Origin of the sequence: Microbacterium sp. ISL-59, from assembly GCF_018613945.1 — a bacterium.
GTDB classification, from domain to species: Bacteria; Actinomycetota; Actinomycetes; order Actinomycetales; family Microbacteriaceae; genus Microbacterium; species Microbacterium oxydans_B.
This window is the reverse complement of sequence record NZ_JAGGPG010000002.1, coordinates 1484172-1498822: the sequence shown is the minus strand read 5'-3', so window position 1 is coordinate 1498822 and position 14651 is coordinate 1484172. Positions and strand designations below refer to the sequence as shown.

Annotated in this window: 19 protein-coding genes; 7 read left to right on the top strand and 12 right to left on the bottom strand. The window is 69.3% G+C overall.

Translation table 11 applies throughout. The features are described 5' to 3' along the window. Window positions 1-24: 24 nt before the first annotated feature. The 3 genes from J7E45_RS11305 to J7E45_RS11295 form a co-directional block, all read right to left on the bottom strand. Entirely contained in the window at window positions 25-1005 is a 981-nt protein-coding gene (locus J7E45_RS11305) for an alpha-ketoacid dehydrogenase subunit beta (protein ID WP_215069223.1), read from the bottom strand. Beyond that, the gene (gene pdhA / locus J7E45_RS11300) at window positions 1002-2129 is read right to left on the bottom strand and encodes a pyruvate dehydrogenase (acetyl-transferring) E1 component subunit alpha (protein WP_215069221.1); all 1128 of its coding nucleotides are present in this window, start codon (window positions 2127-2129) and stop codon (window positions 1002-1004) included. The genes J7E45_RS11305 and pdhA overlap by 4 nt, the downstream gene beginning before the upstream one ends. A gap of 105 nt (window positions 2130-2234) precedes the next feature. Next, the gene (locus tag J7E45_RS11295) at window positions 2235-3302 is read right to left on the bottom strand and encodes a histidinol-phosphate transaminase (protein WP_215069219.1); all 1068 of its coding nucleotides are present in this window, start codon (window positions 3300-3302) and stop codon (window positions 2235-2237) included. 87 nt (window positions 3303-3389) lie between these two features. On the opposite strand from J7E45_RS11295, the gene J7E45_RS11290 reads away from it, so the two are divergent. Genes J7E45_RS11290 through J7E45_RS11280 form a run of 3 tightly spaced genes read left to right on the top strand, consistent with a single transcriptional unit; the run spans window position 3390 to window position 4415 of the window. Further along, window positions 3390-3596, top strand: coding sequence for a ribbon-helix-helix protein, CopG family (locus tag J7E45_RS11290; RefSeq protein ID WP_215069217.1), 207 nt, complete (start codon window positions 3390-3392; stop codon window positions 3594-3596). Next, window positions 3593-3976 (top strand): type II toxin-antitoxin system death-on-curing family toxin, encoded by a 384-nt coding sequence (locus J7E45_RS11285; RefSeq protein ID WP_105711712.1) that lies wholly within the window; start codon window positions 3593-3595, stop codon window positions 3974-3976. The genes J7E45_RS11290 and J7E45_RS11285 overlap by 4 nt, the downstream gene beginning before the upstream one ends. Before the next feature lie 34 nt (window positions 3977-4010). Continuing rightward, the gene (locus tag J7E45_RS11280; protein WP_029264370.1) at window positions 4011-4415 is read left to right on the top strand and encodes a phage holin family protein; all 405 of its coding nucleotides are present in this window, start codon (window positions 4011-4013) and stop codon (window positions 4413-4415) included. Between the two features lie 24 nt (window positions 4416-4439). Here the strand turns inward: J7E45_RS11280 and J7E45_RS11275 are convergent, their stop codons facing one another. From J7E45_RS11275 to J7E45_RS11260, 4 genes are read right to left on the bottom strand one after another with little or no spacing between them, the layout of a single operon-like run. Further along, window positions 4440-4841, bottom strand: coding sequence for a PIN domain nuclease (locus J7E45_RS11275; protein ID WP_215069215.1), 402 nt, complete (start codon window positions 4839-4841; stop codon window positions 4440-4442). Continuing rightward, window positions 4838-5056 (bottom strand): type II toxin-antitoxin system VapB family antitoxin, encoded by a 219-nt coding sequence (locus J7E45_RS11270; protein ID WP_167381565.1) that lies wholly within the window; start codon window positions 5054-5056, stop codon window positions 4838-4840. The genes J7E45_RS11275 and J7E45_RS11270 overlap by 4 nt, the downstream gene beginning before the upstream one ends. 38 nt (window positions 5057-5094) lie before the next feature. Then, a complete protein-coding gene (locus tag J7E45_RS11265; RefSeq protein WP_215069213.1) occupies window positions 5095-6381 on the bottom strand; it encodes a hypothetical protein in 1287 nt (428 codons plus the stop codon). Continuing rightward, window positions 6378-6641, bottom strand: a complete 264-nt coding sequence (locus J7E45_RS11260; protein WP_215069211.1) for a hypothetical protein — start codon at window positions 6639-6641, stop codon at window positions 6378-6380. The genes J7E45_RS11265 and J7E45_RS11260 overlap by 4 nt, the downstream gene beginning before the upstream one ends. 148 nt (window positions 6642-6789) lie before the next feature. Between J7E45_RS11260 and J7E45_RS11255 the strand changes: the two genes are divergently transcribed. Together J7E45_RS11255 and purB are read left to right on the top strand one after the other, a co-directional pair. After that, window positions 6790-7329, top strand: coding sequence for a low molecular weight protein-tyrosine-phosphatase (locus tag J7E45_RS11255; RefSeq protein WP_029264367.1), 540 nt, complete (start codon window positions 6790-6792; stop codon window positions 7327-7329). Next, complete coding sequence (purB, locus tag J7E45_RS11250) at window positions 7326-8708, top strand: adenylosuccinate lyase (RefSeq protein ID WP_215069785.1); 1383 nt, start codon at window positions 7326-7328, stop codon at window positions 8706-8708. Before J7E45_RS11255 ends, purB begins: the two co-directional genes overlap by 4 nt. A 19-nt stretch (window positions 8709-8727) precedes the next feature. On the opposite strand, the gene J7E45_RS11245 is transcribed toward purB, so the two are convergent. Beyond that, a complete protein-coding gene (locus J7E45_RS11245; RefSeq protein WP_215069209.1) occupies window positions 8728-10161 on the bottom strand; it encodes an MDR family MFS transporter in 1434 nt (477 codons plus the stop codon). A 39-nt stretch (window positions 10162-10200) separates the two neighbouring features. Further along, window positions 10201-10584 (bottom strand): DoxX family protein, encoded by a 384-nt coding sequence (locus J7E45_RS11240; RefSeq protein ID WP_215069207.1) that lies wholly within the window; start codon window positions 10582-10584, stop codon window positions 10201-10203. 81 nt (window positions 10585-10665) lie between these two features. On the opposite strand from J7E45_RS11240, the gene J7E45_RS11235 reads away from it, so the two are divergent. Next, window positions 10666-11523: a sigma-70 family RNA polymerase sigma factor gene (locus tag J7E45_RS11235; RefSeq protein WP_215069204.1), complete on the top strand. Its 858-nt coding sequence runs from the start codon at window positions 10666-10668 to the stop codon at window positions 11521-11523. Window positions 11524-11563: 40 nt separating this feature from the next. Here the strand turns inward: J7E45_RS11235 and J7E45_RS11230 are convergent, their stop codons facing one another. Next, window positions 11564-11917: a hypothetical protein gene (locus tag J7E45_RS11230; protein ID WP_091032210.1), complete on the bottom strand. Its 354-nt coding sequence runs from the start codon at window positions 11915-11917 to the stop codon at window positions 11564-11566. Next, entirely contained in the window at window positions 11914-12564 is a 651-nt protein-coding gene (locus J7E45_RS11225) for an acyl-CoA synthetase (RefSeq protein WP_215069202.1), read from the bottom strand. The genes J7E45_RS11230 and J7E45_RS11225 overlap by 4 nt, the downstream gene beginning before the upstream one ends. 304 nt (window positions 12565-12868) lie before the next feature. On the opposite strand from J7E45_RS11225, the gene J7E45_RS11220 reads away from it, so the two are divergent. Continuing rightward, window positions 12869-13792, top strand: a complete 924-nt coding sequence (locus J7E45_RS11220) for a hypothetical protein (protein ID WP_215069200.1) — start codon at window positions 12869-12871, stop codon at window positions 13790-13792. On the opposite strand, the gene J7E45_RS11215 is transcribed toward J7E45_RS11220, so the two are convergent. Beyond that, window positions 13780-14619 carry a sulfurtransferase gene (locus J7E45_RS11215; protein WP_215069198.1) on the bottom strand — a complete coding sequence of 280 codons (840 nt, stop codon included), beginning with the start codon at window positions 14617-14619 and terminating at the stop codon, window positions 13780-13782. The genes J7E45_RS11220 and J7E45_RS11215 overlap by 13 nt on opposite strands. Window positions 14620-14651: the final 32 nt, after the last annotated feature.

Sequence of the window (14651 nt, the reverse complement as noted above, 5' to 3'; positions counted from 1 at the left end):
GAGTCCTTTCGGCCGAGCGGGCGGTCAGTAGGCCAGTGAACGGTCGACGGCTTCGAGGATGCGGTCCGCATCCGGGAGGTACACGCCCTCGAGCTTCGCCGGCGGGAACGGGGTGTCGTAGCCGGAGACGCGCAGCACCGGAGCCTCGAGTGCGTAGAACGCACGCTCCATGACGGTGGCCGCGATCTCGCCGCCGATGCTTCCGAAGCCCTGCGCCTCCTGCGCGTAGACCATGCGTCCGGTCTTGCGGATCGAGTCGAGGATCGGCTCGTAGTCGACCGGCGACAGCGAGCGCACGTCGACGACCTCGCAGCTCGTGCCCTCGGCTTCGGCGAGCGCGGCGGCCTGCAACAGCGTGGTGACCATGGCGCCGTGGCCGACGAGGGTCACGTCGCTGCCCGTGCGGACGACGCGCGACGAGTGCAGGGGAACGGCGGAAGCGTCGAGATCGACCTCGCCCTTCTGCCAGTAGCGGCTCTTCGGCTCCATGAAGATCACGGGGTCGTTCGAGGCGATCGCCTCCTGGATCATCCAATACGCGTCGTTGGGCGTCGACGGCGACACCACGCGCAGGCCGGGAGTGTGCGCAAAGTACGCCTCCGGGCTCTCCTGGTGATGCTCGACCGCGCCGATGTGCCCGCCGTAGGGGATGCGGATCACGATCGGCATGCTGAGCGCGCCCTCGTGCCGGTTGGTGAGCTTCGCGAGCTGCGTGGTGATCTGGTCGAACGCCGGGAACACGAAGCCGTCGAACTGGATCTCGATGACCGGGCGGTAGCCGACCATCGCCATGCCGATCGCGGTGCCGACGATCCCGGACTCGGCGAGCGGGGTGTCGAGCACCCGACGGTCGCCGAAGTCGCGCTGCAGGTGCTCGGTCACGCGGAAGACTCCGCCGAGCTTGCCGATGTCCTCGCCCATGAGCAGGACCTTCGGGTCGTTCTCCATCGCCTTGCGCATCCCCGCGTTCAGGGCCTTGCTGAGCGGCATCGTCTCGAGGGTCATCGGGTTTCTCCTTCGAACGACGCCTCGTACTGCGCGTGCCAGGCCTTCTGCTGATCGATCAGCGGATGCGGTTCGCTGTACACGTGGTCGAACATCTTGTCGACGCTGGGCGGTCCGAGCTCGACGCTGCGGGCGCGAAGGTCTTCCGCGGCGTCCGCCGCCTCGGCCTCGACATCGGCGAACAGCTGCGCGGACGCTCCGCGGCTCTCGAGGAACGCGCGCATCCGGACGATCGGGTCACGACCGGCCCAGTACTGCTCCTCGTCGCTGCCGCGGTACTTCGTCGGGTCGTCGCTCGTGGTGTGCGCGCCGAGACGGTAGGTGACGGCCTCGATCGCCTGCGGGCCTTTGCCGGCGCGGGCCTCGTCGAGCGCCACCCGCGAGACGGCGTAGCTGGCGAGTACGTCGTTGCCGTCGACACGGACGCTCGGGATGCCGTAGCCGGCGCTGCGCTGCACGAGCGGCACGCGCGACTGCGTCGACACCGGCACCGAGATCGCCCAGTGGTTGTTCTGCAGGAAGAAGACGGTCGGCGCCTGGTAGCTCGCGGCGAAGACCATCGCCTCGTGCACGTCGCCCTGGCTGGAGGCCCCGTCGCCGTAGTAGGTGATGACGGCTTCGTCGCGGTCGACGTCACCGGTGCCCGTGCGGCCGTCGAAGGCGAGGCCCATCCCGTAGCCGGCGGCGTGCAGCACCTGCGAGCCGAGCACGAGCGTGTAGAGCCGCGTGTTGCCGTTCTTCGGGTCGGTCGGGTCCCATCCGCCGTGCGAGACGCCGCGCATCAGCTTGATGATGTCGACCGGGTCGACGCCGCGGATGCGGGTGACGGCGTGCTCGCGGTACGAGGGGAAGATCGTGTCCTGCGCACGGGCCGCACGACCGGAGCCGACCTGCGCCGCCTCCTGCCCGCGACTCGGCGGCCACAGGGCGAGCTGCCCCTGCCGCTGCAGGTTCGTCGCCTGGGTGTCGATCGCGCGGATGACGACCATGTCGCGGTAGAACTGCTCGAGCTCCGCGTCGCTGATGGCCTCGATCAGCGGAAGGTATCGCTCGGCGGCGGCGGACGGCGCGAACCGTCCGGTCTCGTCCAGAACGCTCACAAGGGGGGTCTCGGGGGTGGTCACGCTCTCACGCTACCCGCGTCGGCATGCCCGGTCACGCATACCTAGGACGCCCTCGTAACTGCCCGGAAGCCGGAGAAAACCGCGGAAAGCCGCGGCGAGCGCGGATCAGCGAACCGAGGCGGCGACCTCGAGCACGCGCTCGAGGGAGGCTTCCTCGCCGACAGAGATGCGGATGCCGTCGCCCGAGAACGGACGCACGACGAGGTCGTTCTCGACGAACGCGGCAGCCACCTCGTCGGTGCGCTCACCGGCCGGCAGCCACACGAAGTTCGACTGGGAGTCGGGGACGTCCCAGCCCTGCGCGCGGAGTCCCTCCACGAGACGGGTGCGCCGTTCGACGATGACGGCGACGCGCTCCAGGAGTTCGGGCTCGGCATCGAGGCTCGCGATGGCGGCGTTCTCGGCAGCGGACGTGACCGAGAGCGGGATTCCCGTGGTGCGTGCGGCATCGAGCACCTTCTCGTGCCCGATCGCGTAACCGATGCGGAGGCCGGCGAGACCGTAGGCCTTCGAGAAGGTGCGCAGCACCACGACATTCGGGTGCTGCTCGAACGCGCGCTCGGCCAGACCGTCGACCGCATCCGGTGCCGTGACGAACTCGGCATACGCCTCGTCGAGGATGATCAGGATGTCGCTCGGGACGCGCTCGGCGAAGGCCGCGAACTCGGCCGAGGTGATGATCGGCCCGGTCGGGTTGTTCGGGGTGCACAGGATGATCGCGCGCGTGCGCTCGGTGACGGCATCCGCCATCGCGTCGAGGTCGTGGCGGGAGTCGGCGGTGAGCGGCACCTGGACCCCGGTCGCGCCGGCGACGAGCGGAAGGCTCGGGTACGCCTCGAAGGAGCGCCAGGCGTAGATGACCTCGTCGCCGACGGAGGCGGTCGCGAGGATCAGCTGGTGCAGGATCGAGACGCTGCCGGAGGCGACGTGCACCTGCTCGGGGCCGACGCCGTAGCGCGCGCCCAGGCGCTCGCGCAGACGACCGGCGGTGGCGTCGGGGTAGCGGTTGATCGGCGTCGTGTGCTGCAGCGCTTCGAGCACCGACGGCAGCGGATCGAACGGGTTCTCGTTGCTGGAGAGCTTGAACGCGTCGGGCCCTGCCTGCTTGCCCTGCCGGTACGGCGCAAGGGCGGCGATGGCGGGGCGGATGCGGGGCAGGATCGGCTCGGTCACGGGTCGAGTCTACGAGGGAGCGGCACAGGTCAGGATGGCGCGGCAGGCACCCTGTCGGGCGGAGAAGTGCGGTGATACCATTTTGGTATGGCGATGACGGTGCGACTCCCGGAAGAACTCGATGCACGACTCGAGGCGATCGCGCGTGCGCGGCATACGTCGAAGCACGCGGTGATCATCGAAGCAGCGGAGCGGTTCGCGAATGACACGAGCCGCTCGGCTCTCGTGGATTCCGCCGTCGACTTCGTGCTCGACAATGACAAAGCCCTGCTCGAGCGCCTCGAAGACGCATGACCGAGTACCTCACTCTGGCGGACGGCCTTCAGATCGTCGAACGACTCGGCTTCCATGTCCGCGATGCCGGACTGCTCGCTTCGGCTCTCGCTCGACCCTCCGCATCACTCTTCGGCGACGACGCATACGCGACCATCGACCGAAAAGCTGCTGCTCTCCTCGAATCCTTGGCGCGCAATCACCCGCTATTCGATGGGAACAAGCGGACGGCGTGGACGAGCCTCGTCGCGTTCCTGTGGATCAACGGATGGAAGCACCGCTTCACCACCGACGACGCATTCGACCTCGTCGTCGGAGTGGCCTCCGGTGCGATCGATCTCGACGAGTCTGAGCGACGTATTCGCGCGAACCGCATTCCCGTGAGCACCGCTCGCAGCTGACTCTCGCCGGCGTCCGTGCGACACTGGTCGGACTATGCGCTTCATCATCCGCGTCGTCGTCAACGCCTTCGCCATCTGGGTCGTCACGCTGATCCCCGCCCTCCAGGTCACGATCAGGGCGTTCCCGCCCGGCGAGACCCTGCAGGTCGTCCTGACGCTGCTGGCGGTGGCCGCGATCTTCGCCATCGTCAACACGATCATCGGCACGGTCGTGAAGATCGTCGCGTTCCCGCTCTACATCATCACGTTCGGCCTGATCGGCTTCCTGATCAACGGGTTCCTGCTGTGGCTGACTGCGTGGATCACGAGCGGCTTCGGCTGGGGCCTGACGGTCGGAGACTTCTGGTGGGGCGTGCTCGCCGCGCTCATCATCTCGGTGATCAACGGCATCTTCGGCTTCATCCTGCGCCCGCAGAAGAAGGCCGCCCGCCGCGACTGAGCCCGGCGCGGCTGAGCCCGGCGACTACGCCGGAACGTCGAGGCGAAGCGGACTGATCTCGGCGAGAAACTCGAAGTCGCGGTCGCCGTGCAGGAGCGGGATGTCACGGCGAATCGCGACGGCGGCGATCAGGCAGTCGATCATGCTGCGGATCGGGTGGCCGTCGGCCGCCGAGGCTCGGTAGAGCTCTGCCGCGTCTCGGAAGTCGGTGACCGCGTGCAGCGGTGCGAGTGGCAGCCCGTTCGCGAGCGCCTCCACCCTCGAGAGCTCCTGCGGTCGCCGCGCTCCGGCGAGCAGCTCCATGATCACCGGCTCGGTGATCGCGATGTCCGCGCCGGCGGCGATCAGTCCGTCGAGTCGCTCGACGACCGGTGCGTCGACCCCGCGAAGGTAGGCGATCCACGCGGAGGAGTCGACGAGGATCACGCGTCGCCCCACGGCGACGGCGGATCGTCGCGGATCGCATCGAGGTCTCCGCTCCAGCCCGTGCCCTTCAGGCCGAGGAGGAAGTCCTTCGTGAGAGGCACGCCGACGAGCCTGCGGAGGGCGAGATCGACCGCCTCCTTCTTCGTGGAGAGGTCGTACCTGCGCATGACCTCCCGGACGAGCTCTTCGTCGATGTCGATGTTCGTGCGAGCCATACACGCACGGTACACCTCGGATACACCAGCCGCCACGGTCACTGTTTCACCCGCTCGGCATGGAACTCGGTGCGTTCGATCTCGACGGCATCGCCGAGCTCCCGCCAGTACGCGTCGAGCGCCTCGGCACGCGGATCGGACGAGGCATCCACCATCTGCGCGGTCTCGATGTAGGCCTCGATCGCGTGCGGCTGCAGCGACAGGTCGAACACGCCGTCCTGCGGGTCGACCTCGCGTGTCGCGGTGAAGCTGTCGGGCGAACCGGTGCCCGTGGCCGATCCCCCCGCGGCGAGCTTCGCGACGACGTCGTCGGAGTGTGAGAGCTGGATGAGAGTCTGGCCGTCGTCGAGCGACGACTCCTGCGGGCTTCCCGCCGTCAGCTGCAACGCGACGTCGTAGCCGCTCTCCATCGCGAGGTGCGCCGCGATCATCCCGCCCTGCGAATACCCCACGATGTCCACACGGTCTCCGGGCTCTGCGCCCGCGGCGGCCAGCGCGTCGACGGTCGCCTGATACGACGCCGACCGCTGCCCCTGATAGAGCTCCACGTTCGACTTCATGTCCCACGGATCCTCTTCGCCGCCCTCCCACGGCACCGAGTTCTGGGTGCCTTTGACGTAGGTCACGTAGCGGGTCGCGCCGTCGGGCATCGTGTACTTCTCGACCGCCACCTGCGCACTTGTCGACGGCAGGCGCTTCAGTGCGCCCGCCACGCCCTTCGGCGCACCTGCCGGGGTCGACGTGGCAGTCGGAGTCACGCGCACGGGGTCGGCCGCCCCCGTGAGCCGAGCTCCCGACGGCACCTTCCCGAGTGTGGACGTGAGGCCGGCGAACGCTCCGGCCAAGAGCAGTGACGGCAGCATCCCGAAGATGCCCATCGGCTCGGGCATCCCTCCGTGGCGTCGCCCCGCCCAGTCGGCCACCAGCCAGTCGGCCATCACTCCGATGCGCGCATCGCCGTCGATGAGCCGATCGATGCGCGCCTGGATCGTCCTCGCGGCCGCGGCATCCGCGAGGGTGAGCGCCTCCGCCTTCGCCCGAAGCTCCACCACCTCGAACGCGTCCGCCATCAGGAGGGTGCCCGCGCGTGCGTCGTCGAGCTCCGCCCGCAGCGCTTCCACACCTTCCCCGCTGCGATGCAGCGCACCGATATCGACCTGCGGGGCGGCCTCCGGCGCAGAGGCCAGGAGCGCACCCGCGCGGACGATCGCGGTCCGGACCTCCTCGCACTGCATCACCACCGTGCGTATGCGGGAACCGATATCGCGCAACTGCTCGGTGTCGACGGCGATCACCCCGCCGTGCTCGATGTCCAGCCCGCTCATTCCGCTCCTCCGGCGTTCAGCTCCCACTGACGCACCCGGAGGTGCCCGATCTCGGCACCGCAGTCTTCGCGCAGTCGCGCCAGCCGCTCATGCAGGGCGCGGAACCCCTCGGACTGCCAATCCGACGCGTCGACGAGCGACACCAGGACGGCTCCGGCGTCTTCGAGCAGCGAGATCGCCGTGCCGATCTCGCGACTGGTCAGCATCCAGACCCAGCTGGCGTCGGAGGCGATGGCATGATTCTGCGCGAGGGAGTACATGGCTCTCAGCCTCTGCGTTCGACGGCTCCGGGCCCGACCGGATTCCCGCGGTCGGTGGAGAGAGGAAAGCCGGATCTCGGTGTGCAGAGAGGGCGCGCCTGAGCACCCCGCGCTGTGCAGGATCGCCGGAGGCGGGCAGAATGTATCTGTGACATCCCCGGATCCCTTCCGCGTGATCTTCGTCTGCACGGGGAACATCTGCCGCTCTCCCATGGCCGAGGTCGTCTTCCGCGACCTCGCCGAGCGGCAGGGACTCGGCTCGCGCATCGTCTCGCGCAGCGCCGGCACCGGCGACTGGCATCTGGGCGAGCGCGCCGACGACCGCACGATCGACTCCCTCGCCCGGCGCGGCTACGACGGCTCCCGGCATCGGGCGCGCCAGTTCACCGCCGCGGCTTTCGCCGACAACGACCTCGTCGTCGCGCTCGACCGCACCCACGAGCGCATCCTGCGGGAGTGGGCGCACGACGAGGACGAGGAGGGCAAGGTCACGCTGCTCCTCGCGTTCGACCCGGACGCCTCCACCCACGACGTCCCCGACCCGTACTACGCGGGGGCGGCGATGTTCGATTCGGTGCTCGGTATGATTGAGGCGGCGACTCGGGGCCTGTTCCGCCAGCTCGAACCCGCTCTTCGTCTCCCCCGCTCGCCCCGAACCTTCGGGGCCTCATCAGGAGGACTCCCCTGACTTTCCAGCCTTCGCTCCCGCCGCAGCCCCTGAGCCCTCTCGACGGTCGCTACCGCGGCGCCGTCACCGGTCTCGCCGACTTCCTCTCCGAGGCGGGGCTCAACCGCGCACGGGTCGAGGTCGAGGTGGAGTGGCTGATCGCCCTCACCGACCGCTCGCTGTTCGAGACGGCTCCGCTCTCGGATGCCGACAAGGATCGCCTGCGTGCGCTGTACCGCGACTTCGGGCAGGCCGAGATCGACTGGCTCGCCGAGAAGGAAGCCGTCACCCAGCACGACGTGAAGGCCATCGAGTACCTCGTGCGCGACCGCCTCTCGACGCTCGGGCTCGACGCCATCGCCGAGCTCACGCACTTCGCCGCGACCAGCGAGGACATCAACTCCGCGTCGTATGCGCTCACCGTGAAGCGCGCCGTGGAGGAGGTCTGGCTGCCGGCCCTCGACACCGTGATCGCGAAGCTCCGTGAACTCGCCGTCGAGCACGCCGACGCCGCGATGCTCTCGCGCACGCACGGCCAGCCCGCGACCCCGTCGACCATGGGTAAGGAGATCGCGGTCTTCGCGTGGCGCCTGGAGCGCGTGCGCGGCCAGATCGCGGCATCCGAGTACCTGGCCAAGTTCTCGGGCGCGACCGGCACCTGGTCGGCGCACCTGGCGGCTGACCCCGACGCCGACTGGCCGACCATCGCCCGCGAGTACATCGAGGGCCTCGGACTCGGCTTCAACATCCTCACCACCCAGATCGAGTCGCATGACTGGCAGGTCGAGCTGTACGACCGCGTGCGTCACGCCGGCGGCATCCTGCACAACCTCGCCACCGACATCTGGACCTACATCTCGCTCGGCTATTTCGCGCAGATCCCGGTCGCCGGTGCCACCGGTTCGTCGACGATGCCGCACAAGATCAACCCGATCCGCTTCGAGAACGCCGAGGCGAACCTCGAGATCTCGGGTGCCCTGCTCGCCTCGCTCGGTCAGACCCTGGTCACCAGCCGCCTGCAGCGCGACCTCACCGACTCCACCACGCAGCGCAACATCGGCGTCGCGTTCGGGCACTCGCTGCTCGCGCTCGACAACCTGCGCCGTGGCCTCAATGCGATCTCGCTCTCGCGCGACGTGCTGCTGGCCGACCTCGACGTGAACTGGGAGGTGCTCGCCGAGGCGATCCAGACCGTCATCCGTGCCGAGGTCGTCGCCGGTCGGTCCACGATCACCGACCCGTACGCCCTGCTCAAAGAGCTCACGCGCGGTCACCGGGTGGGCGCCGCCGACCTCGCCGAGTTCGTGCAGGGGCTCGAGATCGGCGATGCCGCGAAGCAGCGCCTCCTCGCGCTGACTCCGGCCACGTACACCGGCATCGCCGAGCGCCTCGCCCGCTGACCCAGCCCGGTCCAGCGATCTAGGCCGCGGGTTCCCCGGAGTGGTCCTCGACCTTGTCCTTCGGCATGAAGGCGGCGGCGAGCAGCGTGAGCAGCGCGGTCACGGCGACCGCGACGAATACCCAGACCGAGGCGTGGATGATCGTGTCGGGGTCGTCGGGACCGGCGCCCTGCGCGATGGCCGCGTTCGAGATCGCCCCGAACACCGCGACGCCCACGGCGCTGCCCGCTGACCGCGCGAACGCATTCATGCCCGTCACGGCTCCGCGCTCGCCCCACCCCACGGAGGACTGCGCGGCGATGAGCGTCGGCGCGGCGCTCCACCCGAGCCCGAACCCGAGGACGAACGCGATCAGCGACAGCACCCAGGGGTTCGGCCAGGCCGACACCGACGCGAGGACGATCGCCGCGACCGAGGCGATGCTCATCCCGATGAGTGTGGTGCGACGGAACCCGATGCGCAGATACAGGCGCCCCACGTTCGCTGCGGCGATCGGCCACCCGAGCGTCAACGCCGCGACGGCCAGACCCGACAGCAGCGGCGCGATGCCCAGCGAGCCCTCGAGGTAGGCGGGCGCGAAGCTGGTGACGCCGATCATGAGCGCACCCACCCCGAGCGAGACGAGGGTGGTGGTCAGGATCAGCGGCCTGGCCGCCAGGCGGAGGTCGACGATGGGCTCCGCGACGCGGCGTTCGACCATCGCGAAGAGCACCAGAGCGACGATGCCGATCCCGAAGCACAGCGCGCTCTGGACGGAGATCCACGCCCAGGCGTTGCCGCCCTCCAGCATCCCGAGGATCAGGCCGGTCAACCCGACCGTGAGCAGCACGGCTCCCGCGTAGTCGATCCGGTGCCGTTCGGTCTGCTTCTGCTCCTTGTACTTGATCTGCAGCATCCACGCCGCGATCAGACACAGCGGGATGTTGACCCAGAAGATCCAGCGCCACGCGTCGAGCTGGGCGAAGATGCCGCCGAGCGCCGGTCCGACGACGGACGAGATCGCCCACACGCTCGCGATGTAGCCCTGCACCTTGGCGCGCTCGGCGACCGTGTAGATGTCTCCGACGATCGTCATGGCCATCGGTGCGACCGCACCGGCGCCGAGGCCCTGGATGATGCGGAAGACGATCAGCGCCGGCATGCTCCACGCGAAGCCGCAGAGGATCGAGCCGAGGAGGAAGAGGGCGATGCCGAGCAGGATGATGGGTTTGCGGCCGACCGTGTCGGCGAACCGGGAGTAGATGGGGACGCTCACGGCCTGCGCCAGCAGATACACCGAGAACAGCCACGGGAACTGCTGGTAGCTGCCGAGATCGCGGACGATGCTGGGCACCGCGGTGGCGAGGATCGTGGCGTCGATCGCGATCAGCCCGGTCGCGAGCATCAGCGCACCGAGGATGGGGCCTCTCGGCGACCGGAGTCCGATGGAGGCGCGGTCGACGGAGGCAGTCACTTCAGGGACAAGCCCCGCGGCGCCGGGACTATTCCGAACTCACTCGAACGGAACCAGGGCGAACCTCCCCCAGGCGACGAACGCGAAGGCCAGGAGGAAGGTCACGTCGCCGACCATGTACCCCCACTCACTGCGGCGGAATCGCGTCGTGGCTGCTCCGGACATCAGCAGCGCGAGCCCACACGCGGCGAGCGGGGACAGGATCACGGCCACACCGACCAGCGGCGGGACGACCAGACCGATGACGCCGATCAGCTTGATCGTGCCGATCGCCTTGATCTTCCCGGCGCTGAAATCGTCCGCCCAGTGCTGGCTCGGGCCGAGAGCGCGGTACCGTTCCTTCGGGAGCAGCAGCTGTCCGGCCGCACCGCTCGCGAAGGCGACGGCCAGCACCCCGGTGATGATCCACAATGCGATGTTCACGATCGCGTCCTTTCGTCGTTACGTTCGCCCGTGCGGGCTCGTCACAGTGATGACGGATCGACGAGCACGGAGGTAACAGCGATGGACACAGACTCCCTCACCGCGGGGTTCGAGAAGAACCGGCCGAAGATGCTGGCTTTGGCGACCCGCATGCTCTCTTCACGCGCCGATGCCGAGGACGCCGTTCAGGAGGCATGGTTCCGCCTGGACCGGCAGACGGAGCACATCGACAACCTCGGAGGGTGGCTCACCCGGGTCGTCGGCCGGATCTGCATCGACATCCTGCGCAGCCGTGCGACACGCTCCGAGTCGGCGCTCGAGGTGTGGGAGGCCGAACTCGTCGTCACCGAAGACACCGACGGCCCGGAGGATGCGGCGGTCGTCGCCGACACGCTCGGCCTCGCTCTGGTTGTCGTGCTCGAGTCGCTGCGACCCGACGAGCGGCTCGCCTTCGTGCTGCACGACCTGTTCGCGGTGCCGTTCGCAGAGGTGGGGTCGATCATCGGGTGCTCGACGGATGCCGCGAAGATGCTCGCGAGTCGCGCGCGTCGCAAGGTGCAGGGCGTCCCGCTGCCCAACGGCGGCCGACAGCAGCGGCGCGACGTGGTCGATGCGTTCCTCGCGGCCGCTCGCGGCGGCGACTTCGACGCTCTGCTCCGCGTGCTCGATCCGGAGATGACCTGGCACCTGCACATGGCGCGCGGACGGTCCGTCCAGGTCGGCGCGAACGAGGTGCTCCGTGCCGTGCGCCGGGGCGACCCCACCCGCGTCGAAGCCCGCCGAGTCAGCGTGAACGGCGAGCCCGGCATCCTCGCCTGGGGTCCGAGCGGCCGGCCGATCGCGCTGATGTCGTGCACGATCGTCGACGGAAGGATGGTCGACGTCGTGTCGATCCTCGATCCGGCGCGCCTCGCCGGCATGGATCTGCCCGCCCGCTGAGCCGCTCCCCCAGCCCGTCAGGACCGGCGCGGCGGAGTCCTCAGGACGACGACGTGCGGCCGGGCTCGTCGCCCTCCGCCTCGCCCTCGGGCTCCGGGTCGTACAGCACCGGACGGTCGATGGTCTTGGTGACGTCGGCCGGGTCGACCGCGAGGATCAGCATCGCCAGGATCAGCAGTGTGACGATGAACGCCCCACCGCCGACCACGAGCCCGAGCGCCACCGGGGTCAGTCCGTCGTAGGTGCCGTTCGCGATCGCCGTGTTCACACGCAGCGTGAAGGCCCCGGTGGAGACGAGCGTGACCACCATGGCGAAGACGCCGCAGCCCAGCGCGATCAGCAGCAGGTGCAGCGGGCGCAGGATGTCCCGACGGGTGGGCTTCTCGTCGCTCATCGCTCTCCTCCGTGCTCCGCAGGCGCGGCGCTGTCGTTCGATTCGGTGACCGCGGCGGCGGCATCCACCCGTTTCGGGGTGAGCCCGGCGATGCCGAGGAAGACCGCGACGATCGCCGCGTAGCCGCCGAACATGCCGACACCGAGGATTATGCCGGACAGCACGAACGTGCCGGCCTTCTCGATCGTGTACTCCTGCAGGAATCCGGCCGGGATCAGCAGCAGGACGATGCCCAGCAGCACGCCCAGCGCGCCGACGGTGATCGCGTCGCGCGAGAGCGGATCAGCGGTACGACGCGAGCGGATGCCGGCGAGGATCTCGATGCCGCCGCTCACGATCGCCCAGGAGGAGACGACGATGAAGAACAGATCGTCGGATCGCCAGGCCGGGATGCCGCTCGCACCACCGGCGACGACGCCGAGCGCGGCGAGCAGGATGTATGACCAGCGCGAGCCCGCCGGGAGCACCAGCCAGGCCGCGAGCAGCTGCACGAGCGCGGTGGTGAAGACGAAGCCGCTGAAGACCGAGAGGCCGATCGGAGCGGAGTGGTCCGATGAGAACGTGATCATCAGTGCGGCGACGGCGGCGAACAGCGCGCGCAGCAATTGCACGTGGCGCATGGTGAATGCGCGAGCAGGGGCAGACATGACGGTCCAGAGTCCTCCGGGGTGTTCCTCCCAGTCTACGCGGGGGCGCGGAGCCGCAGCGCCCGCGGGTGTGCGGAGGAGGATTCGTGAAGCCCGGCTGATCTCCCCAGATCGATTGCCGGGCTTCACGACGTACGCAGCAAGGGGGGCATCACTGCGTCAGACCGGTCTTCGCAGGGTCGGGCACCCTGCCTGCGATGACGGCCAAGTGACCCCACATGCCCACCCGGTCCCCTGAGGTGCGCGCGTGCGGTCGTATGCTCACTTTAGGGCGGTGGTCTTCACATACCGGACGGGGGCTGTGATGAGTTACGAGTATGACGAACGCAGGTCCGGATCCGATGCTTTCGCGGCGGCTCTGCGCGACGCGATCAACGCGAGGCACGTGACGCTGTCGTGGCTGCATCAGCAGCTCAACCTGCGCGGGAACCGCGTGTCGATGGCCACGCTGAGCTACTGGCGCTCGGGGGCACGCCGCCCGGAAGGCGCGCAGTCGCTCGCCGCGCTCGCCGACATCGAAGACCTCCTCTGCCTCGATGCCGGGGCGCTGCGCGGACACCTCGGCCCCACGAACCGGACCGGTCCGCTCGGGCCGAATCAGTTCCCCCTCGACGAGGAGGAACTCGAACGTGCGGTCATGGTCGCCTTCAGCGCGCTGGGTGCGTCGTACCCCGACACCTCGCGCGAGCTGACGACCCACTCCGTGACCGACGTCGATGCCGACGGCAACGTGGCGTTCAGCATCACCCGGAGCATCGTGCAGTCCACGATCGGCACGATCACGGCCATCCCGTTCCTCGAGATCACGCCAGGGGTCAGCACCCCGGCGCCGATCCTGAGCGCGGTGTCGGGCGGACGCATCACCGCGCGCTACTCGCACCCCGACGGCGAGGTGCACGGGGTGCTCTTCGAACTCGACGTGCCGCTCACCGCACCGGACACCGCGATGGTCGAGTGGTCGGTGACGTATCCGCCCGAGTATCCGCCGATGCGCGACACCGGCCACGCCCTGGCGCAGAAAGCCAGAGAGCTGCTGGTGTGGACCCGGTTCCACCCGGATGCCGTGCCGGACTGGTGCGAGGAACGGGTCGAGACCCCCGAGGGGGTCACCGTCACCGACGTGCCGCTCACCCGCGGCACATCGGTGCACCTGGTGCGTCGCGCGTTCGGCCCCGGCGCGCTCGCGCTGCACTGGGGGTTCGGCCCGCGAGAGGGTCAGCCGGGCTGATCTCCCGTGGCGACCGGGCGACCGGGAGTGTTGGACCACTGGCTCCACGAGCCGGGGAAGACCCGCGCGTCGATGCCGACCTCGTGCAGGACGAGTGCGGTGTGGGCGGCCGTGACGCCGGATCCGCAGTAGGCGGCGACCGGCGTGCCGGGCGTCACCCCGATCTCGGCGAAGGACGCCAGGATCGTCTCGCGGTCGAGGATCCGGCCCTCCGCATCGAAGTGCACGGGTTCGGGGAGGTTGCGCGCGCCGGGGATGTGTCCGGCGACCGGGTCGTACGGCTCCGACTCGCCGCGGTACCGGTCGGCCGCTCGCGCGTCGATCAGCACGCCCGACTCCGGGAATGCGGCGGTCTCGTCGATCGACAGCGCGTCGCCGCCGATCTCGTCGAGCACGACATCGCCCGGCTCGGGCACCACATCGTCGGTCGCGGCCTCGAACCCCTCGGCCTGCCAGCCCCGGATGCCGCCGTCGAGCACGCGCACATCGACGCCGCCCTGGCGCAGCAGCCACCAGGCGCGCGCCGCCGAGATGCCCGTGAAGTCGTCGTAGGCCACGACGGTGTCGCCAGCGCGGACTCCCCAGCGACGAGCCGCGGCTTGGAGGGTGGCCGTCGACGGCAGCGGATGCCGCCCCTCCGACGGTTCGCCGTGGGTCGAGAGCTCCGTGTCGAGCGCGGCGAACACGGCACCGGGGATGTGGCCCGTCAGGTAATCGTCATGCCCGGCCTCGGGTCGATCCAGCCGCCACCGCACGTCGATCACACGCACCGGCGCGCCTCGGCTCAGCAGGTCGTTCAGCTCGGATGCACTCACGAAGTCGCTCATCCTGCGAGGCTACCGAGTCTGCCGCAGCATCC